The organism is Micromonospora sp. NPDC051543 (assembly GCF_044454415.1).
GTDB lineage: Bacteria > Actinomycetota > Actinomycetes > Mycobacteriales > Micromonosporaceae > Micromonospora.
In genome coordinates this window covers 57,311-81,717 of record NZ_JBITDT010000009.1, presented here as the reverse complement: position 1 = coordinate 81,717, position 24,407 = coordinate 57,311, and the positions used below count along the sequence as shown (strand labels likewise).

Genomic DNA, 24,407 nt, shown 5'->3' with positions numbered 1-24,407 from the left:
GTCGGGTGCTGTGCTGGAAGAGCTGCGCATCACCGGACTCGGCGTCATCGAGGACACCACGCTGCCGTTGACCGGCGGCATGAACGTCATCACCGGGGAGACCGGTGCCGGCAAGACGATGGTGGTCACCGGCCTCGGCCTGCTCTTCGGCGGCCGGGCCGACGCCGGGCGGGTGCGTGCCCAGCCGGGCCGGGCCGTGGTCGAGGGGCGGCTGCGCCTCGCCGGTCGCGTCGCCGACGCGGTGCACGCCCGGATCGGCGACGCCGGTGGCGAGCCCGACGAGGACGGCTCGCTGCTGCTGAGTCGTACGGTGACCGTGGAGGGCCGCTCGCGGGCCCACCTGGGTGGCCGCAGCATGCCCGTGTCGATGCTCGGCGAGGTCGGCGAGCAGGCGGTGGCCGTGCACGGTCAGTCCGACCAGCTGCGCCTGCTGCGCCCGGCCGAGCAGCGGGCCGCGCTGGACCGGTTCGCCGGGCCGGCGCACGAGAAGCTGCTCGACGCGCTGCGCGAGGCGTACACCGGTTGGCGGCGGATTGTCGACGACCTGGCCGACCGGCGGCGCAACGCCCGCGAGCGCAGCCAGGAGGCCGACCTGTTGCGGCTCGGCCTCGACGAGATCACCCGCGTCGACCCGCAGCCCGGCGAGGACGACGAGCTCAAGACCGAGGCGCAGCGGCTGGAGCACGCCGAGGGTCTGCGTACGGCCGCTCAGCTGGCCCAGCTGTGCGTGGCGGGTGGCGCGGAGGCGGCCGACGAGACGCCGGACGCGGCGTCGCTGCTCGGCACGGCCCGGCGCACCCTGGAGGCGCAGGCCGGCACCGACCCCGCGCTGGGTGAGCTGGCGGCCCGTCTGGAGGAGGCGGCCACCCTGGTCACCGACGTGTCGGCGGAGCTGTCGGCGTACCTGGCGACGCTGGACGCCGACCCGGCCCGGTTGCAGCACGTCTACGAGCGGCGGGCCGCGTTGCGCGCGTTGACCCGTAAGTACGCCGACGACGTCGACGGGGTTATCGCGTGGGCCGAGCGGGCCCGCACCCGACTGTCCGACCTGGACACGTCCGACGACCTGCTCGACGAACTGGACCGGGAGGGGCAGCGACTGGCCGCGGAGGTGGCCGACCTGGCCGCCCGGGTGTCGGTGTCCCGGCAGGAGGCGGCGGTCCGCTTCGCCGACCAGGTCACCGTCGAGTTGGCCGGTCTGGCGATGCCGCACGCGCGGATCGAGGTGGCGGTGCTGCCCCGACCGGCGGGCCGGGCCGAGCCGTCGTTGACGGTCAACGGCGTCGAGGTGGGTGTCGCGGCCGACGGGGGCGACGAGGTGGAGCTACGGCTGCTGGCCCACCCGGGCGCGCCGTCGTTGCCGTTGCAGCGCGGCGCATCCGGCGGTGAGCTGTCCCGGGTGATGCTCGCCATCGAGGTGGTCTTCGCCGGCTCCGGCGGCCCGCCCACGCTCGTCTTCGACGAGGTCGACGCGGGTGTCGGCGGTCAGGCCGCGGTGGAGATCGGCCGGCGGCTGGCCCGACTGGCCCGCAGTCACCAGGTGTTGGTCGTCACACACCTGCCGCAGGTGGCCGCGTTCGCCGACCGGCATCTCGTGGTCGCGAAGGACACCGGCGGCGCGGTGACGACCAGCGGCGTACGGGTCGTGGAGGACACCGAACGCGCCCGGGAACTGGCCCGGATGCTGGCCGGTTTGCCCGATTCAGATCTGGGTATCGCTCACGCCGAGGAGCTTCTGGCCGTCGCGGCGAAGGAAAGGCGGTTGTGACGCCGCGTATTGTGGGCGCAAGCACACCGGCTCGCGTCGGCGTGTGCTTCCCTGGGTAGGCGGCCCTGCTCAGGCATGTCGCGACAGAAAAGCCTGCCTCACATGCCAGGATGGTCACGATGCGTCTACCCACGTTGCGCCGGAACCGGAATGCCGAACCGGGCAGAGTCCTCGGCACCGCGCGCCTTGATCGCCGGACAAAACGCCTGGTCGGTCGGCTGCGCCCCGGTGACATCGCGGTCATCGACCACGTCGACCTGGACCGGGTGGCGGCCGACTCGTTGGTCGCTGTCGGTGTCGCCGCGGTCCTCAACGCCAAGCCGTCGGTCTCCGGCCGCTATCCCAACCTCGGCCCGGAGGTGTTGATCGCCGCCGGCATCCCGCTGCTGGACGATCTCGGCGAGGGCGTCTTCGAGCGCATCCGCGAGGGTGACCAGGTACGCATCGAGGGCAACACCGTGTTCGCGGGCGAGGAGCCGGTGGCGCACGGCACACTGCAGGACGCCGAGTCGGTGGCCAAGGCGATGTCCGACGCCCGGGAGGGGCTGTCGGTGCAGTTGGAGGCGTTCGCCGCCAACACGATGGACTACCTGCGCCAGGAACGCGACCTGCTGCTCGACGGCGTGGGCGTACCGGACATCCAGACCCAGATCCAGGGCCGACACTGCCTGATCGTGGTGCGCGGCTACGACTACAAGGCCGACCTGGACGTGCTGCGCCCGTACATCCGGGAGTTCAAGCCGGTGTTGATCGGCGTGGACGGCGGCGCGGACGCGCTGGTCGAGGCCGGGTACACCCCTGACATGATCATCGGGGACATGGATTCGGTCACCGACGACGTGCTGCGCTGCGGCGCCGAGGTGATCGTGCACGCCTACCCGGACGGCCGGGCGCCCGGTCTGCCCCGGGTCAACGGACTCGGCGTCCCGGCCATCACGTTCCCGGCCGCCGCGACCAGCGAGGACCTGGCCATGTTGCTGGCCGACGAGAAGGGCGCCTCCCTGCTGGTCGCGGTCGGCACCCACGCCACGCTCGTCGAGTTCCTCGACAAGGGGCGTGGCGGGATGGCCTCGACGTTCCTGACCCGGCTGAAGGTCGGTGGCAAGCTGGTCGACGCCAAGGGCGTGAGCCGGCTCTACCGGCAGAGCATCTCGGGTTCGTCGTTGCTGCTGCTGGTGCTCTCGGCGATCGCGGCGATGGCCTCCGCGGTGGCGGTCTCCACCGTCGGTAAGGCGTACCTGGGTGTGGTCGCCGAGTGGTGGGACAATTTCGTGTTCCAGCTGTACCGGCTCTTCTAGTTCCCGAGCGATCAAGAGGCTGCAAGCGTGATCAATTTCCGCTACCACGTGGTGTCCCTCACCGCGGTCTTCCTGGCTCTGGCGATCGGCCTGGTGGTCGGCACCGCCGCCCTCAACGGCCCGGTCGCCGACTCGCTCAAGCAGCAGGTCACCGGGCTGCGCAAGGACAACCAGCAGTGGCGTCAGCAGGTCGCCAACATGGAGAAGCAGCTCGGTCTGGAGGAGGAGTTCGCCGAGGAGATGTCCCAGGTCGTCCTGCCGGGCACCCTCACCGGACGCCGGGTGGTGGTGCTCAGCCTGCCGAACGGGCGTGACCACACCGAGGGTGTGCTCAAGAAGCTGCAGCAGGCCGGCGCCACCATCACCGGTCGGGTCGACCTGCAGGACAAGTTCATCAACCCGGACAACAACTCCAACCTGCTGGAGTTGGCCGTCACCGCCGCCCGGCCCACCGCGCAGACCACCGGCCTGCCCGGCAACGGGCACGGCGTGGAGACCTCCAGCGCGCTGCTGGCCAGCGTCCTGCTGGACCGCGCCCAGGGCACCGCGCCGGTCAGCGACGCCGACCGGCGGGCGGTGCTCGCCGCGTACAACAACGCCGGCTACCTGACCACCGACAACAACAAGGTCACCGGCCCGGCGGAGGCGGTCGTCGTGGTGAGCGGCCAGCCGTACGTCGACAAGGACTCCGAGAAGCGGGACGAGTCGGTCGTCAAGATCGCCGAACAGTTCGACCGGACCGGGGCGATCGTGGTGGGCGGTAACGGCTCCGCCGGCGGCAACGTGGTCTCCGTGGTCCGTGGCGACCCGGTGCTGTCGCAGACCATCTCGACCGTCGACAACGCCAACACCGTCCAGGGGCAACTGGTCACCAGCCTGGCGTTGGTGCAGCAGCTCACCGAGAAGAAGGCGGGCCAGTACGGCGTCGGCGACAATGCCGCGTCCCTGCTGCCTAGACTGCCCCAGTGAGCGAACGACGTACCGCCGTGTCCGTAATCGACGAGGTGCCGGCATGAGCACACTGGGACGGCTGCTGGTCGCCGCCGCCGGAGCGGCCGCCGCCCGGTACGCGCTGCGCGAGGTGCGGACCGCCCCGGTGGGGCCGGCGCTGGAACGCACCAACTTCCGTGGCCGTACGGTGACCCTCGCCGCCGGTCCGGCGCTCGCGGCCGGCGCGACCGCCGCGGGCGCGTTCGGCGCGACGAGCGCCGCCTCCGGTGGCGCCGCCCTGGTCGCCGGCCTCGGCGCGGGTGGTGTGGGGCTCTACGACGACGTGGTCGGGGCACGACCGGAGCAGAAGGCGGCCAAGGGCTTCGCCGGGCACCTCGCCGCGTTGCGCGAGGGGCGGGTCACCGCCGGGCTCGTCAAGGTGGTCGGGGTGGGCGCGGCCGGGCTGGGCGCCGCCGCGCTGCTCGCCGCCGACCCCCGCGTCGCCGCGCACCCGCGCCGGCAGCGCCACGGCGCGTTCGGCCGGGGTGTCGACGTGCTGCTCGGCGCTGGCGTGATCGCCGGCACCGCCAACCTGCTCAACCTGCTCGACCTGCGACCCGGCCGGGCCATCAAGTCCGGGCTGCTGCTGGGCGCGCCGCTGACCGGCGGCCCGCACGGCGGGATCGCCGCCGGCGCGGCCGGCGCCGCCGCCGGACTGCTCGGCGACGACCTGTCCGAGAACGTCATGGTCGGCGACAGTGGCGCGAACGCGCTCGGCGCGCTGCTCGGTGTGGCGCTCGCCGCCCGCACCGGCCCGCTCGGTCGCGCCGGCCTGCTCGCCGTGCTGGCCGGGCTCACGGCCGCCAGCGAGAAGGTCAGCTTCACGGCGGTGATCCAGCGGACCCCGGGCCTGCGGGAGCTCGACGCACTGGGCCGGCGCACCGACTGACGTGACCAGACCGGCCCCCCTCGCCGGCGCCGGCCGGCTGGCCGGGGCAGCCGCGCTCATCGCCGTCCTCACCGTGCTCAGCCGGCTCGCCGGCTTCGGCCGGACCGCCCTGTTCACCTGGAGCCTCGGGAACACCGACCTCGGCGGCACCTACGTGGTGGCCAACGCGGTGCCGAACTTCATCTTCGAGATCGTCGCCGGTGGCGCGTTGGCGAGCCTCGTCGTACCGCTGCTCGCCGGCGCGGTCGAGGCCGGTGACCGTACGACGGTCGCCCGGACCACCGGCGCGCTGCTGACCTGGACGCTGGCCCTGCTGGTGCCGCTCGCGCTGCTCGTGGCGTTGTTCGCCGGCCCGGTGGTCGAGTCGCTGGGGCACCACCTCACCGACGCCCAGCAGCACAGCGGCGTACGGATGCTGCGGGTCTTCGCGCCGCAGCTACCGCTGTACGGGATCGGCATCGTGCTCACCGGCGTGCTCCAGGCGCACCGCCGTTTCGCCTGGCCGGTGCTCGCCCCGCTGCTGTCCAGCCTCACCGTGATCGTCGTCTATCTGGGATTCACCGCCACCCAGGGCCGCTATGCCACGGTCGCCGGGGTGAGCCCCGGCGGTGAGGTGCTGCTCTCCGCCGGCACGACCCTCGGCGTGGTGGTGCTGTCGCTGTCGCTGCTCATCCCGGTCCGCCGGCTGCGACTGGGGGTACGGCCCGGGTTCGGGTTCCCCGCCGACGCGCGGGCCCGGGTCGGCGCGCTGGCGGTGGCGGGCGCGGTCACCGTCACGACGCAGCAGATCGCCCTGATCGTCAGCCTGAACCAGGTGACGGCGGGCGCGCGCAGCAACCCCGGCGTCTACAACCTGGCGCAGACCGTCTACCTGCTGCCGTGGGCTGTGCTGGCGGTGCCCCTGGCCGTGGCGGCCTACCCGACCCTCGCCGCCGCGCGGTCGGCCGGCGACGAGGACGCCTACCGGGCGACCCTCGCGCCGGCCGTGCGCGGGGTGCTGCTGTTCAGTTGCCTCGGCGCGGCCGCGCTGATCGGGACCGCGGGGCCGATCGGGCACTTCTTCTTTCCCGCGTCCACCGCGCCCACGGCCGCCGCCGCGATCATCGGGTACGCCCCGGGCCTGGTCGGCTACGGCCTGTTCGCGATCCTCACCCGGGCGCTCTACGCGCGGGGGCAGACCCGGGCGGCGACGGTGGCGACCGCCGTCGGCTTCCTCGTGGTGCCGGTCGCGGTGCTGGCGCTCGGCCGGATCCTGCCGTTGACCGACCGGGTGCTCGCCGTGACGTCGGCGAACTCGGTCGGCATGGTGGTGCTGGGCGCGCTGCTGGTCGTCGCGGTGACGCGGGCCGCCGGTGCGCCCGCGCTGGCCGGGTCGGCGCGCGCTGGGTCGGCCGGCCTCCTCGCCGGCGTCCTCGCCGCGTTCGCCGGGCTGGGCCTGAGCCGTTGGCTCGACAGGCTGGACGGCGGCCCCCCGACGGCGGCCGTGGCGCTCGGTCAGGGCATGCTGTCCGGGGTTCTGGTCGGTGTCGTGTTCCTCGTCGTGGTCTGGTTCGTCGACCGGCGGGACGTACAGCCGCTACTGACCGGGGTGGCGCGCCGCCTCCGGCGGGGCCCGGCCGGCACGTCCACGCCGGGCGCGGTGCCCCCGGAGCGGGGCGACGGGAAGGAGACGGCGGTTCGGTGAGCGTTGTCAACACCAACCGGCGGTGGCCGGCATGACGGAGACCAACGGCTGGTCGGGCGCCGTGGCGCTGGTGCTGGCGTCCAGCACCGGTGGGGTCGGCCAGCACGTCCGTTCGGTGGCACGGGGGCTCGTCGCGTCCGGCGCGACGGTGCTGGTCTGCGGGCCGGCGGCGACGCAGGAGCAGTTCGACTTCACCGGCGTCGGCGCGCGTTTCGAACCGGTGGAGATCCCGGCCAGCCCGACCCCGGCCGACGCGCGGGCGGTGCTGGCCCTGCGGCGGGTGCTCGCTACGGCCCGGGTCGACGTGGTGCACGCGCACGGCCTGCGCGCCGGTCTCGTCGCCGTACTGGCCCGGCCGCCCGCCCCGCTCGTGGTGACCTGGCACAACGCGGTCCTCGCGGGCGGGTTGCGCGGCGGGGTGTCCCGGCTCGTCGAGCGGGTGGTCGCCCGGGGGGCCCGGGTGGCGCTCGGGGCGTCCGCCGACCTGGTCGGGCGGGCCGCCGCGCTGGGCGCCGCCGACGCGCGGCTCGCCCCGGTCGCCGCCCCTACGCTGGCCGCGCCGCGTCGGCGTCGCGCCGCCGTCCGCGCCGAGTTCGGCGTGGGACCGGAGCAGCCGCTGATCCTCTCGGTGGGGCGGCTGCACCCGCAGAAGCGCTACGACGTGCTGGTCGACGCGGCGGCCCGCTGGCGGACGCGTACCCCACCGCCGGTCGTGGTGATCGCCGGGAGCGGCCCGGCGTACCTGTCGTTGGCCGCGCGGATCTCGGCGGCCCGCGCTCCGGTGACCCTCTTGGGACACCGCACCGATGTGGCCGACCTGCTCGCCGGCGCCGACCTCGCGGTGGTCACCAGCGACTGGGAGGCGCGGCAGTTGTTCGCCCAGGAGGCGATGCGGGCCGGCGTGCCGTTGGTGACGACGGCGGTGGGCGGTCTGCCGGAGCTGGTCGGTGACGCCGCCGCGCTGGTCCCCTCGGTCGACGTGGACGCGGTCGACGCGGCGGTGCGCGCGCTGCTGGACGACCCGGCGGCCCGGGCCGACCTGGGTCGGCGCGGGGCCGAACGGGCGGCGACGTGGCCCACCGAGGCGGACACGGTCGCCGTGCTGGCGTCCCTCTACGCCGAACTGGCCGCCCGCCCGGCGGCACCCGGCTCCGACGCGCCCCTGACGGGACACCGCTGATGGTGCGTCGACTGGCCCCGGCCCTGTTGACCGTGCTCGTGGTGGCGTTGGGCGTCGCCGCGCTGGCCGTCCGACCGCCGCAGGGCACGCCGCAGCGCACCGCCGACTTCGTGGTGCTCGCCGGTGTCGCGGGGCTGCGCTGGGAGGACGTCGACCAGCAGCGCACGCCGACGCTGTGGCGGATGGCCCAGGAGGGTTCGATCGGCTCGCTGTCGGTGCGGTCCGCGCACCGGCCCACCTGCCCGGTGGACGGCTGGTTGACGCTCGGCGCGGGCAGTTTCGCCGGCTGGAACGGCGCCCGCCCCGACGGCGGCTGCCCGCCGGCCTCGGTGGCCGTGGAGCAGCCGGACGGCATCGGCGCGAACCTGCCCGACCAGGAGAGCGTGGTCCAGTACAACCAGCAGCGGCTGCCGTGGGGCACGATGCCCGGGTCGCTGTCGGAGTCGGTGCGCTGCACGGTCGCCGTGGGGCCGGGCGCCGCCGTGGCCGCCGCGCGACCGTTCGGCCGGGTCGACAGGTACGCCGCGGGGCTGCCGGCCGATCCGCGTCGGCTGCTCGGCTCGTGCGTCCTGAGCATCGTCGACCTCGGCACGATCGAGGGGACCGACCCGGCGGCGCGCGCCGAGGAGGCGCGGGTCGCCGACGCCCAACTGGCCCGGGTCCTGGCCGCCCGCCCGCCGCGGTCGCTGGTGCTGGTCGCCGGCATCTCCGACACCGAGCGGCCGTCGCGGCTGCACGTGGCGATCGCCGACGGGCCGGGTTGGGAGCGGGGCTGGCTCACCTCGGCCAGCACTGGCCGGGACGGTTACCTCCAGCTCGTCGACCTCGCGCCGACGGCGTTGGCCGCGCTGGGCCGGCCGATGCCGGAGCGGCTGTTCCTCGGCCGGCCGGCGGTCAGCACCGGCGGTCGGCCGGCGGACCTGACGGAGGCGATCAACGCCCCGGCGGACGCCGACCGGGAGGCGGCCGCCCAGCGGACCGTCTCCGGCGGGTTCTTCGCCCTGCTCGCCGGGGCGCAGGTGCTGCTGGCCCTGGCCGTGCTGCCGTTGCTGCGCCGCGCGCGGCCACACGCGGGCCCGACCGGCCCGACCCCGATCCCGGCCCGGGTCCTGGCGGTGGTCGAGCTGTTGCTGGTCGCGGCGGCGTTGACCGTCCCGGCCGCGTTGCTGGCCGACGCCGTCCCCTGGTGGCGCGGCGGGCACCCCGGGTGGATCTTCGCCGGGGTCACCGCGCTGCTGGTCGCGGGGGGCACAGCCGCGGTCCGCTTCGCCCCCGGGTACGCGAAGACCCTCGGCCCGGTCGGCGCGGTGGCCGGCCTGACGACCCTGGTCGTCGGCGTGGACGTGCTGACCGGGGCCCGCCTCCAGCTCAACGGCGTGGTCGGCTACTCGGCGTTGCAGGGTGGCCGCTACGCCGGGCTGAGCACGGTCGCGCTGGGGGTGTTCCTCGCCGGCGCGCTGGTGACCGGCGGGTGGCTCGCCCAGCGGGTGCACCGTCGCTGGCGGCCCGCCGTGATGGTCGCCGTGGGTGGCCTCGCCGTGGTGGTGGCCGGCAGCCCCTACCTGGGCGCCGACCCGGTCGGCGCGATCGCGCTCACCGCCGGCCTGAGCGTGGCGGCGGCGATCAGCGCCGGTGGCTGGCTGACCATCAGTCGACTGGCATGGGCCACCATGGCCGCCCTGGCGGTGGGTATCGGCTTCGCCGTGGTGGACCTGCGCCGGCCGCCGGCCGAGCGGGGGAGCCTCGGCCGGTTCCTGTCCGCGGTCGGCGACGGCACCGGCGGTTTCACCGTGCACCGGTCCAGCACGGCGAACTTCGAGACGTTGGTGAACAGCCCGTTGACCGTGCTGGCGCTCGCCGGCGGGCTGCTCGTGTGGTTCGCCCTGCTGCAGCCGTGGGGTGGGCTGATGCGGCTGTTCGGCATCTACCCGGCGGTGCGGGCGGCGTTCGCCGGCACGGCGGTCGCGGCGGTGCTGGGCGGTGTGCTCGACGGCGCGGCACTGGACGTGGCCGGCGCGGCGGCCGCCCTGGTGGTGCCGCTGGCAGCGCTGGCGTCGCTGCGGGTCCTCGGGCACGCCGCCGACCGGACCCGCCCCGCCACGGCCCGCGCGCGGGAGAACGAGGCCGACGACGATCCGGGTTCCGGGGGCGACGGGCCAGCCGGCGGGGGGAACGGCCCGACCGGTGGCGGTGGTCCGCTCGGAGCGGGGCACCCCCGGCCGGTCGGTGGTTCGCCCGCCGCGCCACCCCGTACGGTCGTCCTGGGGCCGGACCTGGGCTCGCCGGCGGCCGACGACGCCGGACGCTCGGAGGCCGACGAAGCCGGCCGGTCGGAGGGTCCGACGGGGGGCGCCGCGGCCACCGCTCCGGCGCAGCGGCGTCCGGCTGACACGCCAGCGCCATCGAGCGAGGTTGCCGCCTCCTGACCGCCGGGTGTCGCCGGGGTGGCCCGTTCCGGCGTCAGCCGGGGTGCGGCCTGCGAGTACCCGTCGCGGAGGTGTTACCGTGGAATCCCGTGGATCGCGTGATCACTTTGCTGATCGAGCACGGCGGTCTGCATGACCGCGACAGACGACACGGGAGCAGGCCTTGGCCCCATCAGCACGGACGACCAGGCACATTTTCGTCACCGGGGGCGTCGCCTCCTCGCTGGGTAAGGGCCTCACCGCCTCCAGCCTCGGCAACCTGCTGACCGCGCGCGGCCTCCGCGTCGTGATGCAGAAGCTCGACCCCTACCTGAACGTCGACCCGGGGACGATGAACCCGTTCCAGCACGGCGAGGTCTTCGTCACCGAGGACGGCGCCGAGACCGACCTCGACGTCGGCCACTACGAGCGTTTCCTCGACCGGGCGCTGTCCGGCAAGGCGAACGTCACCACCGGGCAGATCTACTCCGACGTGATCGCCAAGGAGCGGCGCGGCGAGTACCTGGGCGACACCGTCCAGGTCATCCCGCACATCACCAACGAGATCAAGTCGCGGATCCTGGCGATGGCGGACCCGGACGAGGACGGTGTCCTGCCCGACGTGGTCATCACCGAGGTCGGCGGCACGGTGGGCGACATCGAGTCGCTGCCGTTCCTGGAGGCGATCCGTCAGGTCCGCCACGACCTGGGCCGGGACAACTGCTTCTACCTGCACGTCTCGCTGGTGCCGTACCTGGCGCCGTCGGGCGAGCTGAAGACCAAGCCGACCCAGCACTCCGTGGCCCAGCTGCGCAACATCGGTATCCAGCCGGACGCCATCGTGCTGCGCTGCGACCGGGAGATCCCGGAGAAGCTCAAGGAGAAGCTGTCGCTCTACTGCGACGTCGACCGCGAGGCGGTCGTCGCCGCCCCGGACGCCCCGAGCATCTACGACATCCCGAAGGTGCTGCACCGCGAGGGGCTCGACGCGTACGTGGTGCGCCGGCTCGGGCTCTCGTTCCGGGACGTGGACTGGGCGAGCTGGGACGACCTGCTGGAGCGGGTGCACCGACCCCGGCACACGGTGACCGTCGCCGTGGTCGGCAAGTACGTCGACCTGCCCGACGCGTACCTGTCGGTGAGCGAGGCGATCCGGGCGGCCGGTTTCGGTAACCGGTCCCGGGTGCAGCTCAAGTGGGTGCCCAGCGACGAGTGCGTCACCCCGGCCGGCGCGGCGGCGGCCCTGGCCGGCGTGGATGGCATCCTCATCCCGGGCGGGTTCGGCGTCCGCGGCATCGAGGGCAAGATCGGCACGGCCCGGTACGCCCGGGAGAACGGCATCCCCCTGCTCGGCCTCTGTCTCGGCCTGCAGTGCATGACGATCGACGTGGCCCGGCACCTGGCCGGCCTGGACGGCGCCAACTCGTTGGAGTTCGACGAGCAGGCCGCGCACCCGGTCATCGCCACGATGGCCGACCAGGAGGACATCGTCGCCGGCAAGGGCGACCTGGGCGGCACCATGCGGCTCGGGGCGTACCCGGCGACGTTGACCGAGGGCTCGATCGTCGCCGAGTCGTACGGCAGCACCGAGATCAGCGAGCGGCACCGGCACCGCTACGAGGTCAACAACGCCTACCGGGACGCGCTGACCAAGGCGGGCCTGCACATCTCCGGCACCTCGCCGGACGGCCGGCTGGTCGAGTTCATCGAGCTGGACCGCGACCTGCACCCGTTCTTCGTGGCCACGCAGGCGCACCCGGAGCTCAAGAGCCGCCCGACCCGTCCGCACCCGCTGTTCGCGTCGTTCGTCAAGGCCGCGGTGGCGTACTCGCAGGCCGACCAGTTGCCGGTCGACCTCGAGCCCGCCGCGGAGGCCCCGTCGGCGCGCAAGGCGGCCCGCAACGGCGCCGCGACGAAGGCGTCGGCGTGACCGAGCACCGCTACGAGGTCCGTTCCCGCGAGGAGCGGTACCGCGGGCGGATCTTCGACGTGGTCACCGAGGAGGTGACCATGCCGGGTGGCGGCACCGCGCTGCGTGACCTCGTGCGGCACGTCGGGGCGGTGGCCGTGGTGGCCCTGGACGACGCCGGTCAGGTGGTGCTGATCCGCCAGTATCGGCACCCGGTGGGCCGGCACCTCTGGGAGCTGCCGGCCGGGCTGATGGACGTCTCCGGCGAGGAGTTGCCGGCCGCCGCGCTGCGGGAGCTGGCCGAGGAGGCCGACCTGACCGCCGGGCGCATCGACGTGCTGGTCGACCTGCACAGTTCGCCCGGGTTCACCAACGAGATCGTCCGGGTCTTCCTGGCCCGGGACCTCGCGGACGTGCCGGCCGACGAGCGGCACGAGCGCCACGACGAGGAGGCCGACCTCCAGGTCGTCCGGGTCGACCTCGACGAGGCGGTCGGCATGGTCCTCGCCGGCGAGATCACCAACGCGTCCGCGGTGGCCGGTCTGCTCGCGGCGGCGCGCGGCCGGGACACCGGCTTCGCGGCGCTGCGCCGGGCGGAGGCGCTGCTGCCGCGCTGAGCGCCGCGGTCGGTCCAGCCGATCATCGAGTACGCGCCAAAGGGGCCCCGCCATCGGCGGGGCCCCGTTGTATGTCCAAGCGGAATGTCAGTCCCGCAGCGGGCGACCCTGCGCGTCCGTGCCCCCGTTGACGAGGATGAGGATGCCGTCGATGAGGCCCCAGAGGCCGCCGGCGCCACAGGTCACCAGGCTCACGACGAGCTGGAGCACGGCGATCTTGGTGTGTCCGGTGTAGAACCGACCGGCGCCGAAGGTGCCGAGCAGGATGCCGAGGATGCCCGCGACGACCTTGCTCTTGTCGGAGTAACCCGGGGCGTACCCGGGCTGGTATTCAGGAGTGGTCATGGGCGGACACAATAGTGATCCACTCGCCCGCTGTCCGTACCGGCGCCCGGCAGATGGGACGATAATGGGCGAACACTGTCCTGACGGCTGAGGCGACGCCCCACCGCCGACCCGATTCCGAGCCCCTGACACACCGTCAGGTCACCCCGGCTTCGGATGCCACTGTGCTGGCTCACGGCGGGGCCGGACGCGCCTAGACTGCCGCCGGCGGGACCGGTGGACCGCGGCGGCAATGGGGCCGTCGTGGCGCCGAGCGGTCGGGGGAACTCAACCCCGAAGAGAGGTGTCTGCATCGTGAAGGTCGGAATCCCACGCGAGGTCAAGAACCACGAGTACCGCGTGGCGATCACGCCGGCGGGCGTCAACGAGTTCACCCGCAGCGGCCACCAGGTCTTCGTCGAGTCCGGCGCGGGCGTCGGCTCCAGCATCACCGACGAGGAGTTCGCCGCCGCCGGCGCGAAGATCCTGGCCACCGCCGACGAGGTGTGGGACACCGCCGAGCTGGTGCTCAAGGTCAAGGAGCCGATCGCCGAGGAGTACCACCGGATGCGCGAGGGGCAGGTCCTCTTCACCTACCTGCACCTGGCCGCCTCCAAGGAGTGCACGGACGCGCTGGTCGACCGCAAGGTCACCGGCATCGCGTACGAGACCGTCGAGCTGCCCGACAGGTCGCTGCCGCTGCTCGCGCCGATGTCCGAGGTGGCGGGCCGGCTCGCCCCGCAGGTGGGCGCGTTCTACATGATGCGCACCGGCGGTGGTCGGGGTGTGCTGCCCGGCGGCGTCTCCGGCGTGTACGCGGCGAAGACCGTCGTCATCGGTGCCGGCGTCTCCGGCATGAACGCCGCCGCCATCGCCCTGGGCCTGCAGTCCGAGGTGCTGCTGCTGGACAAGAACGTGGCCCGCCTGCGCCAGGCCGACGCCATCTACCGGGGGCACCTGCAGACCGTCGCCTCCAACGCGTACGAGATCGAGCGGGCCGTCCTCGACGCCGACCTGGTCATCGGCGCGGTGCTGGTGCCCGGCGCGAAGGCCCCGACGCTCATCTCCAACGAGCTGGTCTCCCGGATGAAGCCGGGCAGCGTGCTCGTCGACATCGCCATCGACCAGGGTGGCTGCTTCGAGGACTCGCGCCCCACCACGCACGCCGACCCGGTCTACAAGGTGCACGAGTCGATCTTCTACTGCGTGGCGAACATGCCCGGCGCGGTGCCGAACACCAGCACCTACGCGCTGACGAACGTCACCCTGCCGTACGCCCTCGAACTGGCCAACCAGGGCTGGCGCGACGCCCTGCGCGGCGACCCGGCGCTGGCGCTGGGCCTGAACACCCACGACGGCCAGGTCACCTACGGCCCGGTCGCCGAGGCGCACGGCATGCCGGTGCTCCCGCTGGCCGAGGTGCTGGGCTGACCGATTCCGTGGTCGAACGGGCCGGTGCGGGCGTCGAACCCGCGCCGGCCCTGCGCCGTGCCGTCCGCGGGTACCTCGATCACCTCACCGTCGAGCGCGGCCTGTCCGCGAACACCCTCGCCTCGTACCGCCGGGATCTGGAGCGTTACCTCACGACCCTGGCCGAGGCCGGCGTCGCCGACCTCGCGTCGGTCGCCCCCGGCGTCGTCGAGTCGCACCTGGCCCGACTGCGCGCGGGCGACGACGACCACCCGCCGCTGGCCGTGTCGTCGGCCGCCCGCGCGGCCAGCGCGGTCCGTGGCCTGCACCGATTCGCCGTGCGGGAGGGGCTGGCCGGCGCCGACCCGAGCCGCGACGTCCGCCCGCCCACCCCGCCGCGCCGGCTGCCCCGCGCGCTGGGAGTAGACGAGGTGGTCCGGCTGCTGGAAACCGCCGGGCCGGTCACCGCGACCGGTGACGGCGCGTCGCTCGCGCTGCGCGACCGGGCGCTGCTGGAGTTCCTGTACGGCACCGGCGCGCGCATCTCCGAGGCGGTCGGCGCGGCCGTCGACGACCTGGACGTCGACGAGGGCACCGTGCTGCTGCGCGGCAAGGGCGGCCGGATGCGCCTCGTCCCGATCGGCGGGTACGCCGTCGACGCGGTCCGCGCCTACCTGGTCCGGGCCCGTCCGGCGCTGGCCGCCGCCGGCCGGGGCACCCCGGCGGTGTTCCTCAACGCCCGGGGCGGCGCGCTGTCGCGCCAGGGCGCCTGGATGATCCTGCGGCACGCGGCCGCCCGCGCCGGCCTGCCGGTCGAGGGACCGTCGGCGGTGTCCCCGCACACCCTGCGCCACTCGTACGCGACCCATCTGCTCGACGGTGGCGCCGACGTGCGGGTCGTCCAGGAACTGCTCGGTCACGCCTCGGTGACCACCACCCAGGTCTACACCCTCGTCACCGTCGAACGGCTGCGCGAGGTGTACGCCACCGCCCACCCGCGCGCCCGCGACTGACGGCCACCGCGGGCATCGGCCCCGACACGCCGGGCCGGTGCCGAACGCCCTGCTGGTCGGTGGCGTACAGTCGGCATCGGCGCGGACCTCCTGGGGCGACAGACCGGGGTGCGCAGCGGCGCCGCGAAGGACGTCGGACGGCTCCGACGCCGGGTGGGTCGTCGGGAGGGGGCAACGAGCACATGGCTGGCAACGGTGACCGTGCCGAGACGTGGACGTCGGAGCTCCGCGAGCAGCAGGCCGCGCTCGGCAACGATCTGGGTCCGGCCGACCCGGCCGCCTACACGATGCGCAAGCCCATCCCCGAGCCGATGCCCACCGATCGGCACGGTCCGGCGCGCATCATCGCGATGGCCAACCAGAAGGGTGGCGTCGGCAAGACGACCACCACCATCAACCTGGGCGCGGCCCTCGCGGAGTACGGCCGCAAGGTGCTGCTGGTCGACTTCGACCCGCAGGGCGCGCTCTCGGTGGGCCTGGGGGTCAACCCGCACAACCTCGACCTGTCCGTCTACAACCTGCTCATGCAGGACGACGTGACCGCCGAGGACGTCCTCATCAAGACCGACGTCGCGGGCCTGCACCTGCTGCCGGCCAACATCGACCTCTCCGCCGCCGAGATCCAGCTCGTCAACGAGGTGGCCCGCGAGATGGCCCTGGCCCGGGTCCTGCGCTCGGTCCGCAAGGAGTACGACTACATCCTGATCGACTGCCAGCCGTCCCTCGGCCTGCTGGCGATCAACGCGCTGACCGTCGCGCACGGCGTGCTCATTCCGCTCGAGTGCGAGTTCTTCAGCCTGCGCGGTGTCGCCCTGCTGCTGGACACCATCGACAAGGTGCGCGAGCGGCTCAACTTCGACCTGGAGCTCGAAGGCATCCTCGCCACCATGTACGACAGCCGCACCACCCACTGCCGCCAGGTGCTCCAGCGGGTGGTCGAGGCGTTCGGCGACAAGGTCTACCAGACGGTCATCACCAAGACGGTGAAGTTCCCCGAGTCCACCGTGGCCGGTGCCCCCATCACGACGATGGACCCGGCCTCCTCCGGGGCGCGTAACTACCGTCAGCTGGCCCGCGAGGTGATCGCCGCCCAGTCGGAGCGGTAGCCGGAAGTCCCGGTGCCCGTCTCGTGGACTACGGTCGTGCGGTGACCGCACCACCCCTCGACCCGCCCGACACCGCCGATCCGGCCGTGGTCGACGGTGCGCAGCCCGCCGGGTTCACGGTGCGACTGGCCAACTTCACCGGCCCCTTCGACCTGCTGCTGCAACTCATCGGCAAACACAAGCTCGACGTCACCGAGGTGGCCCTGCACACGGTCACCGACGAGTTCATCGCCTACATCCGCGCCATGGGCGACGGCTGGGACCTGGACGAGGCCAGCGAGTTCCTGCTCATCGCCGCGACCCTGCTCGACCTGAAGGCCGCCCGGCTGCTGCCCGCCGCCGACGTCGAGGACGAGGAGGACCTCGCCCTGCTGGAGGCCCGGGACCTGCTCTTCGCCCGGCTGCTGCAGTACAAGGCGTACAAGGAGGCGGCGGCACACATCGCCGAGCTGGAAGCGGTCGGCGGCCGCCGCTATCCCCGGGCGGTGAGTCTGGAGCCCCGCTACGCCGAGGCGCTGCCCGACCTGGTGCTCGGCATCGGCCCGCAGCGGCTGCTGAAACTGGCCGTCAAGGCGATGACCCCGAAGGTCTCGCCGGAGGTGTCCATCGCCCACGTGCACATGGTGCGGGTCAGTGTGCGCGAGCACGCGGCGATCCTCACCGCCCGGCTCCGCCGGGCCGGCACGGCCACGTTCTCGCTGCTCTGCGCCGACTGCGAGGCCACCCTGGAGGTGGTGGCCCGGTTCCTGGCGCTGCTGGAGCTGTACCGGGAGGGGCTGGTGGCCTTCGTGCAGGAGCAGGCCCTGGAGGAGCTGACCGTGCGCTGGACCGGGCCCACCGACGGCGAGACCGAACTGCACGTCGACGAGTACGCCGGCACACCCGCCGACGCCGACCCGCCTCCCGGGCCGGAGCCGGTGGTGGCGGGGGAGGAGGCCGGCGGACCGGTCGGAACGGAAGCGACGGAGGGTGCGCGGGATGAGTGACGAGGAGCGCCGGGACTCCCTGGCCGACCAGGCCGCCGCCTGGGTTCCCCCGTGGGAACGCCCACGCCCACCGGCCCCCACCACCGCACCTGCCGAGGCCGAGGCTGAGTCCTCCGACGCAGCCGCCGGTGAACCGGCCGAGCCGGTCGAGGCCGACGAGCCGGGCGTGCCCGCTGCGGCGGTTGCGTCCGAGGCCGGCGTGCCCGCTGCGGCTGGGGAGCCTGCTGCGGCGGGTGCGGCTCGGGGCGTACCCCGGCGGGAGCCCGTCGGCCGGCGGCGGCCGGCGGTCGTGCCGGAGCCCGCGCCGGAGCTGGCCGACGCTGAGCTGCGCGGCGCGCTGGAGGCGATCCTCCTGGTGGTGGACGAACCGGTCAGCGAGCTGGTTCTGGCCCAGGTGCTGGAGCAGCCGGCCGAGCGGATCGGGCCGGTGCTCGACGAGATCGCCGCCGGCTACACCGCCGCCGGGAACGGGTTCGAGCTGCGCCGGGCCGCCGGCGGTTGGCGGTTGTACACCCGGCCGGAATACGCTACGTACGTCGAGCGGTTCGTCCTGGACGGGCAGTCCGTGCGGCTGACCCAGGCGGCTCTGGAAACTCTGGCCGTGGTCGCGTACAAGCAGCCGGTGACCCGGTCGCGGATCTCGGCCATCCGGGGTGTCAACTGCGACGGCGTCATCCGTACGCTGGTCACTCGCGGTCTCGTCGAGGAGTGCGGCACCGAATCGGACAGCGGGGCGTTCCTGTACCGGACCACCACGCTGTTCCTGGAGAAGCTCGGGCTGAACACCGTCGACGAATTGCCACCTCTCGCACCCTTCCTGCCCGACGACGTAGAAGAGCTTGCCGATGCGACCCGATAACCGTTCCCCGAAGTCCGACGCCCCCGTCTACGAGGGCGCGGAACGCCTGCAGAAGGTGCTGGCCGCCGCCGGCGTGGGTTCCCGCCGCGCCTGCGAGGACCTGATCTTCCGGCGCCGGGTCACCGTGGACGGGCGGGTCGCCAAGCTCGGCGACAAGGTCGACCCGGCCCAGGCCGTGATCCACGTGGACGGCGAACGCCTCCAGGTCGACGTCCGCCTGGTCTACGTGGCGATGAACAAGCCGCGCGGTGTGGTCACCACCATGGCGGACGACAAGGGGCGCACCGAGCTGGCCGAGTTCATCGGCAGGCGGTTGGACCAGCGGGTCTACCACGTCGGGCGGCTCGACGCGGACAGCGAGGGCCTGCTGCTGCTCACCAACGACGGCAACCTCGCGCACAAGCTCATGCACCCCTCGTACGAGGTGCTGAAGACCTACCTGGCCGAGGTGGTCGGGCCGATCCCGCGCAACCTGAGCAAGCGGCTCCTCGCGGGCGTCGAGCTGGAAGACGGGCCGGTCAAGGTCGACTCGTTCAAGGTGGTGGGCACCCTGGGCAAGAGCGCCCAGGTGGAGCTGAGCCTGCACGAAGGGCGCAAGCACATCGTCCGGCGGTTGATGGACGAGGTCGGGCACCCGGTCACCCGTCTGGTGCGTACCTCCATCGGTCCGATCCGGTTGGGCGACCTGCGCACCGGGCGTCTGCGGCGCCTGACCAACGCGGAGGTCGCCGCCCTGTTCCGCGCGGTGGGTGACTGACCCCCGGGCTTCGGGGTACGGCTGCCGGTAGGCTCCGCAGCGGCCGGGAAGCGGCCGTCGGAGGGTGGCGTGGGTCGCCTCGGGCGGCGGCGCGCGTGGGTGCGCCACGGACCCCGGGCATGATGGATGACGATGGACAACCGCTTGCGGCGCCAGCACCGGGCGATCCGCGAGGTACGGGCTGAGGAGGACACGGTGGAGGAAAACGTACGGGCCGAGCGATGTGTGGTCGCTGTGGACGGGCCGTCCGGTTCGGGTAAGTCCACCGTGTCGCGGCGGCTCGCCGTCGGCATCGGTGCGCGCTACCTGGACACCGGGGCGATGTACCGGGCGATCACGTGGGCCGTGCTGCGCTCCGGCGTGGATCTCACGGACGCCGCGTCGGTGGCCAAGGTCGCCGGCGAGGCCGACCTGCGCATCGGCACCGACCCCCAGGGGTACGGCGTGACCGTCGACGGCGTGAGCGTGGACGCGGAGATCCGTGGGCCCGAGGTGACCCGGGCGGTCTCCGCCGTCGCCGCCGTGCCGGCCGTCCGTGAGCTGCTGGTCGCCCGGCAGCGCGAGATGATCGTCAACGCGGGCCGGATCGTGGTCGAGGGCCGGGACATCGCTTCGGTCGTGGCGCCGGACGCCGAACTGAAGGTCTTCCTGACGGCCTCCGAGGCGGCCCGCGCGGCCCGGCGCAGCGCCGAGGACGCCTCCGATGTGGCGGCCACCGCCGCCGACCTGGCCCGCCGCGACCGGCTCGACTCGACCCGCAAGGTCAACCCGCTGGCCCAGGCCTCGGACGCCGTCGTGCTGGACACCACCGAGCTGGGCATCGACGAGGTCGTGGCCCGGCTGCGTGACCTGCTCACCGAGCGGGGAGTGGCATGAGCGCCGATTCGGCCGGGTGGGTCGAGCTGCGCGAGCCGGACCTCGTCGTCGAGGAGCCGACCGGTCCGCAGCCGGTGGTCGCGGTCGTCGGCCGCCCCAACGTGGGCAAGTCGACCCTCGTCAACCGGATCATCGGCCGCCGGCAGGCGGTCGTCGAGGACATTCCCGGCGTGACCCGGGACCGCGTGCCGTACGACGCGCAGTGGAACGGCCGGTCGTTCACCGTGGTGGACACCGGCGGTTGGGAACCCGACGCGAAGGACCGCGCGGCGGCCATCGCCGCGCAGGCCGAGACGGCGGTGCTCACCGCCGACGTGGTCCTCTTCGTGGTCGACGCGATGGTCGGCTCCACCGACGTGGACGAGGCCGCGGTGAAGATGCTGCGTCGCAGCGCCAAGCCGGTCATCCTGGTGGCCAACAAGGCCGACAACAACTCCATCGAGATGGAGGCCGTGTCGCTGTGGTCGCTCGGCCTCGGCGAGCCGTTCCCGGTGTCCGCGCTGCACGGGCGCGGCTCCGGTGACCTGCTGGACGCCATCCTCGCCGCGCTGCCCGAAGCCCCCGCGATCGTCGAGAACCGGCCGCGCGGGCCGCGCCGGGTGGCGCTGGTCGGCCGGCCGAACGTGGGCAAGTCCAGTCTGCTCAACCGGTTCTCCGGCGAGGACCGGGCCGTCGTCGACTCGGTCGCCGGCACCACAGTGGACCCGGTCGACAGCCTGGTCGAGATCGGCGGCCAGACCTGGCAGCTCGTGGACACCGCGGGTCTGCGCAAGCGGGTCGGCAAGGCCAGCGGCACCGAGTACTACGCCAGCCTGCGCACCGCCGGCGCGATCGAGGCCGCCGAGGTGGCCGTCGTGCTCCTGGACGCCAGCGAGCCGATCAGCGAGCAGGACCAGCGGATCCTCACGATGGTGACCGAGGCCGGCCGGGCGCTGGTCATCGCGTTCAACAAGTGGGACCTGGTCGACGCCGACCGCCGGTACTACCTGGACAAGGAGATCGACCGGGAGCTGCGCCGCATCCCCTGGGCGATCCGGCTGAACCTGTCGGCCATGACCGGCCGCGCGGTCGACAAGCTGGCCCCGGCCCTCAACAAGGCCCTGGCGAGCTGGGAACTGCGCGTACCGACCGCGCACCTCAACCAGTGGCTCACCGCGCTCGTGCAGGCCACCCCGCACCCGGTGCGCGGTGGACGGGCGCCCCGCATCCTGTTCGCCACGCAGGCCGGGGTGGCGCCGCCGCGGTTCGTGCTCTTCACCACGGGCCCGCTCGACGCCGGATACCAGCGGTTCGTCGAGCGCAAGCTCCGCGAGGAGTTCGGGTACGAGGGCAGCCCCATCGAGATCTCCGTACGCCCCCGCAAGAAGCTCGGCCCCGGTGGCCGGGGCAAGGCGCACGGGTAATTCGCTTCTCTTCGAGGGTGGGTCAGGCGTTCTCGCCTGACCCACCCTCCTAGGACGCTCTAGGGGTTGTGGGGTGGTTCGCCGCTCCTGCGGCGCGGGTGGGGCCTGTGCGGACGGGGCAGGAGTGCTGCGCTAAGCTGTACCGGCTGTCGCAGGGGGAACTCTGCGGGGGCGGGACGTGGCGCAGCTTGGTAGCGCACTTGACTGGGGGTCAAGGGGTCGTCGGTTCGAATCCGGCCGTCCCGACAGAGTTTAAGCAGGTCAGAGGCCTTGATTCACTTCGGTGAGTCGAGGCCTTTTGCCGTCTCGTCTCACAATTTCTCACGTACGCCCGTACTGCTGAATTTCGGGCCCTCAAGTCATCCGAACAGGCCTGATTGGAGATGCTCGGCAGCCACCTTGAGGTGACTGCTGTCGGGGTGGACGTAGACCCGCTTGGCCAGCGTGCCGCCGTCGGCGTGGCCGGCCCAGGCGGCGAGGACGACGTCGGGCACGCTCGCGCCGACGAGGTAGGTCAGGCAGGCATGGCGGGCGTCATACGGCCGGACCTTGCGGATCCCGGCCTTGGTCATCAGCTCGTACACCCGGCGGCGGAGCCAGTCGGTGCGCTGCGGCTGGCCGAGTTCGATGACCAGGATGTAACCGGCACCCATGCTGTGTGAGTTCCCGCCCGATTTCCTCGGCGGCGCGGGCGCCACCGCCACGTCACGCAGCGGTGGATCGTAGGAACGCCTTGTCGCCACGCTGCCCACTACAGCCACCGTTGGCAAGCTCATGCCACCTCCCGGGCGATGCCGGCAACGATCTCGGTCGGAGACATCCGCGTGGCGCGACGGTATTCCAGTTGGCTGAACAGGTCCACGCCCGAGTCCGCAAGCAGCACCGGAAACACCCGCATTCGGCCACTGAGAGCGGCATCCATCATCCGTCGCCCTTCTTCCATGCAGTAGGAGCTCGCGACATAGTTCGGCGACAGCAGGGGCACTCCGATCGCGGCCGTCGCCAAGCTGGCCAGCATGTGGTCGAGCCACCGTGCGCCGTGTGGTATCGCGGCCGGCTTCCTGTAGTCGAAGACCTCTTGGAAAGCGCTGCTGAGCTCGGCGCCGATTCGATCGGCGTACTCGTGATCTTCTTTCGCGTAGCTGAGGAACACGAGGTGGTTCAGCTTGGCGGCCGACTGGAAATAGCCCTGGGCGTCGACCCGGTTGTCGATAAGACCTGGCTCACTGAGGATCTGCCCGATCCGTTCCTCAAGGGCGACTTGTAGGCGCTCCGGGTCACTCCAACGGATGAGGTCCTTTGTATAGTGTGGGGCAAGTTCGCCGTAGATCAGTTCTTCTGTTGCGACGTCCGGTGGTCCATCCACCGGCCCAATCCGCAGGACAGGTATCCCATGGCCCCGCAGGAACGCCACTGCGGCCACGGCCGACGGTTGGCTCAGGTCGGCTAGCACCCAGTCGCACCTCTGTAGCTGCGCGATGAAGCCCCCGTCGATGGCGATGGGCGAGGGCAGGACTTCCACCGCATAGTTGAACGCCTCGACGGCGGCCGCGGTAGCGCCTCGCGCCTCGCCCTTTGTCGGTACAAGCAACCCGACTGCGGTGGTGTCGCGCGCTGACCGCTTCTGAGGGTGGTTGGCGACCGATCGGCAGAACGTGGCGAACTCGTCGCGAAGATGCCGTCGTGTCGTCTCCATGCCTTGGCTGAGGATCTCCTGGGCCGAGTAGCGGAGGCTGACGGAGCCCGGCGGCCCATGCAGACTGCTCCCGAACCGGCGGTCGATGAACAGGATCGACGGCTTGCGGTAGCGCATCGCCATGTCGAGCTCGAGCTTGAAGTACCGGGTGGCCCGCACCAGATCTGCGGCCGGCAGACGCTCAAACGGATCGTCGCTCAACGAGTAGATGCCAGCGAAGATCTCGACGTCGCGGATCATGCGTTCTAAGCGGGTCGTGCTCGTTGCCTTTAGCCCCCAGTCGACCTCGAACTGGACATCGGCAACCTGGTCAATCAGGTCGAAGAACTTCAGGTTTATCGCAGGCGACCGGTAGCGGTGGCTGAGGAAGACCTTGACGTTAAGCCGGTCACTGGGTGCGGTCACTCGGTGACAATTGCAAGCACCCTGCGCGGCCGTCAAGAACCAGAGGTACCGACCCGGGTCGGCTTCCTGTACTGGCTGGACCTTTCCCGGCAGCGGTATGGCACGCGGCTGGGTGCGGTGTACGCGGAGCAGGTCCGGCAGCGGGTGCGCGCGATGGTGCTCGACGGTGGGTTCGACTTCACCATGGGCACGGTCGAGCGCCGTTCCGCGGCGTATGGTCCAGCGCGCCTGCGAGTTCGGCGCTGCCGTGCGCGCGATGCCGAAGGCCGACCTCGATCCGCCTGTGTCGCCTGTACTTGTCCCAGGTCTTCGTCGCCAGTAGCCACCAGTGATGAGCGCCTTGCGGTGTCTCTGCAGCTCAGCGGCCACTTCCCGCAAGCAACGACAAGCCTGATTCGGTGATTGTCGGTAACAATGGGTCGTCGCTTCGAATCCGGCCGTCCGATCGGTATTCACCAGCGGATGTAGAAATCATTTGTGATCTTGCGGTAACGCTGGCGGTAACGGAGATCGCTCAATGTGGGTTGTTGCATCCCTCGATCCCGTTACTGCGGAGGTGCAGCCTCATGGCTGTCTACAACTACCGCCTCGCCGACGGCCATCCCCGCTGGCCACCTTGTTGCTGTTCGCGATGGGCAGATTGATGTTGTTCAGGACCAGGGGCGCACCGTTGTCGTACCGGACGTCGATGCGCCGCAGCTCGATCTTGCCGCGCAGCTCGCCCGGCTGGCGGGCCTCCGGTCGGGTCGCCTCGCAGCGGGTGGCGTTACCGAGTTGGCGGCGATTCGGATAGCGATCTCGAGCGCGTCCTGCGTACCAGCCCATAGGCCGG

General features: G+C 72.4%; 21 protein-coding genes and 1 tRNA gene. 18 read left to right on the top strand and 4 right to left on the bottom strand.

The window, feature by feature from the left end; all coding sequences use genetic code 11:
• Positions 1-10 precede the first annotated feature (10 nt).
• From recN to ACIA3K_RS17750, 9 genes are all read left to right on the top strand, one after another.
• Positions 11-1,768, top strand: coding sequence for a DNA repair protein RecN (gene recN, locus ACIA3K_RS17790; protein ID WP_396802254.1), 1,758 nt, complete (start codon positions 11-13; stop codon positions 1,766-1,768).
• 119 nt (positions 1,769-1,887) lie between these two features.
• On the top strand, positions 1,888-3,066 hold the full coding sequence (gene steA / locus ACIA3K_RS17785) for a putative cytokinetic ring protein SteA (RefSeq protein ID WP_234591007.1): 1,179 nt from the start codon (positions 1,888-1,890) through the stop codon (positions 3,064-3,066).
• A gap of 27 nt (positions 3,067-3,093) precedes the next feature.
• The gene (locus tag ACIA3K_RS17780) at positions 3,094-4,035 is read left to right on the top strand and encodes a copper transporter (protein ID WP_355050198.1); all 942 of its coding nucleotides are present in this window, start codon (positions 3,094-3,096) and stop codon (positions 4,033-4,035) included.
• 43 nt (positions 4,036-4,078) lie between these two features.
• Positions 4,079-4,945: a hypothetical protein gene (locus tag ACIA3K_RS17775; RefSeq protein WP_396802252.1), complete on the top strand. Its 867-nt coding sequence runs from the start codon at positions 4,079-4,081 to the stop codon at positions 4,943-4,945.
• Between the two features lies 1 nt (position 4,946).
• Positions 4,947-6,629: a murein biosynthesis integral membrane protein MurJ gene (gene murJ, locus ACIA3K_RS17770; protein WP_396802250.1), complete on the top strand. Its 1,683-nt coding sequence runs from the start codon at positions 4,947-4,949 to the stop codon at positions 6,627-6,629.
• 31 nt (positions 6,630-6,660) lie between these two features.
• Positions 6,661-7,809 carry a glycosyltransferase family 4 protein gene (locus ACIA3K_RS17765; protein WP_396802248.1) on the top strand — a complete coding sequence of 383 codons (1,149 nt, stop codon included), beginning with the start codon at positions 6,661-6,663 and terminating at the stop codon, positions 7,807-7,809.
• Positions 7,809-10,235, top strand: a complete 2,427-nt coding sequence (locus ACIA3K_RS17760) for a hypothetical protein (protein WP_396802247.1) — start codon at positions 7,809-7,811, stop codon at positions 10,233-10,235. The genes ACIA3K_RS17765 and ACIA3K_RS17760 overlap by 1 nt, the downstream gene beginning before the upstream one ends.
• 163 nt (positions 10,236-10,398) lie before the next feature.
• Entirely contained in the window at positions 10,399-12,144 is a 1,746-nt protein-coding gene (locus tag ACIA3K_RS17755; RefSeq protein ID WP_396802246.1) for a CTP synthase, read from the top strand.
• Complete coding sequence (locus ACIA3K_RS17750; protein WP_396802245.1) at positions 12,141-12,740, top strand: NUDIX domain-containing protein; 600 nt, start codon at positions 12,141-12,143, stop codon at positions 12,738-12,740. Before ACIA3K_RS17755 ends, ACIA3K_RS17750 begins: the two co-directional genes overlap by 4 nt.
• 87 nt (positions 12,741-12,827) lie before the next feature.
• On the opposite strand, the gene ACIA3K_RS17745 is transcribed toward ACIA3K_RS17750, so the two are convergent.
• Entirely contained in the window at positions 12,828-13,085 is a 258-nt protein-coding gene (locus tag ACIA3K_RS17745) for a TM2 domain-containing protein (protein ID WP_396802244.1), read from the bottom strand.
• A 294-nt stretch (positions 13,086-13,379) separates the two neighbouring features.
• Between ACIA3K_RS17745 and ald the strand changes: the two genes are divergently transcribed.
• The 9 genes from ald (at position 13,380) to ACIA3K_RS17700 (ending at position 21,720) form a co-directional block, all read left to right on the top strand.
• Positions 13,380-14,495 carry an alanine dehydrogenase gene (ald, locus tag ACIA3K_RS17740; protein ID WP_396802243.1) on the top strand — a complete coding sequence of 372 codons (1,116 nt, stop codon included), beginning with the start codon at positions 13,380-13,382 and terminating at the stop codon, positions 14,493-14,495.
• A gap of 8 nt (positions 14,496-14,503) precedes the next feature.
• Positions 14,504-15,487, top strand: a complete 984-nt coding sequence (locus ACIA3K_RS17735) for a site-specific tyrosine recombinase XerD (RefSeq protein ID WP_396802242.1) — start codon at positions 14,504-14,506, stop codon at positions 15,485-15,487.
• Positions 15,488-15,669: 182 nt separating this feature from the next.
• Positions 15,670-16,593, top strand: a complete 924-nt coding sequence (locus ACIA3K_RS17730) for a ParA family protein (RefSeq protein ID WP_357120878.1) — start codon at positions 15,670-15,672, stop codon at positions 16,591-16,593.
• 23 nt (positions 16,594-16,616) lie between these two features.
• On the top strand, positions 16,617-17,579 hold the full coding sequence (locus ACIA3K_RS17725; RefSeq protein ID WP_396802241.1) for a segregation and condensation protein A: 963 nt from the start codon (positions 16,617-16,619) through the stop codon (positions 17,577-17,579).
• Positions 17,572-18,438 carry an SMC-Scp complex subunit ScpB gene (scpB, locus tag ACIA3K_RS17720; RefSeq protein ID WP_396802240.1) on the top strand — a complete coding sequence of 289 codons (867 nt, stop codon included), beginning with the start codon at positions 17,572-17,574 and terminating at the stop codon, positions 18,436-18,438. Before ACIA3K_RS17725 ends, scpB begins: the two co-directional genes overlap by 8 nt.
• Positions 18,425-19,195 carry a pseudouridine synthase gene (locus ACIA3K_RS17715; RefSeq protein ID WP_396802239.1) on the top strand — a complete coding sequence of 257 codons (771 nt, stop codon included), beginning with the start codon at positions 18,425-18,427 and terminating at the stop codon, positions 19,193-19,195. The genes scpB and ACIA3K_RS17715 overlap by 14 nt, the downstream gene beginning before the upstream one ends.
• 195 nt (positions 19,196-19,390) lie before the next feature.
• Positions 19,391-20,071, top strand: coding sequence for a (d)CMP kinase (gene cmk / locus ACIA3K_RS17710; protein WP_396802514.1), 681 nt, complete (start codon positions 19,391-19,393; stop codon positions 20,069-20,071).
• Complete coding sequence (der, locus tag ACIA3K_RS17705) at positions 20,068-21,474, top strand: ribosome biogenesis GTPase Der (protein ID WP_396802237.1); 1,407 nt, start codon at positions 20,068-20,070, stop codon at positions 21,472-21,474. The genes cmk and der overlap by 4 nt, the downstream gene beginning before the upstream one ends.
• A 172-nt stretch (positions 21,475-21,646) precedes the next feature.
• Positions 21,647-21,720 (top strand) — tRNA-Pro (locus tag ACIA3K_RS17700).
• A 113-nt stretch (positions 21,721-21,833) separates the two neighbouring features.
• Here the strand turns inward: ACIA3K_RS17700 and ACIA3K_RS17695 are convergent.
• The 3 genes from ACIA3K_RS17695 to ACIA3K_RS17685 form a co-directional block, all read right to left on the bottom strand.
• Positions 21,834-22,226, bottom strand: a complete 393-nt coding sequence (locus tag ACIA3K_RS17695; protein ID WP_396802236.1) for a tyrosine-type recombinase/integrase — start codon at positions 22,224-22,226, stop codon at positions 21,834-21,836.
• Positions 22,227-22,246: 20 nt separating this feature from the next.
• Entirely contained in the window at positions 22,247-23,575 is a 1,329-nt protein-coding gene (locus ACIA3K_RS17690) for a toll/interleukin-1 receptor domain-containing protein (RefSeq protein ID WP_396802234.1), read from the bottom strand.
• Positions 23,576-24,139: 564 nt separating this feature from the next.
• Positions 24,140-24,400, bottom strand: coding sequence for a hypothetical protein (locus tag ACIA3K_RS17685; protein WP_396802233.1), 261 nt, complete (start codon positions 24,398-24,400; stop codon positions 24,140-24,142).
• Positions 24,401-24,407 lie beyond the last annotated feature (7 nt).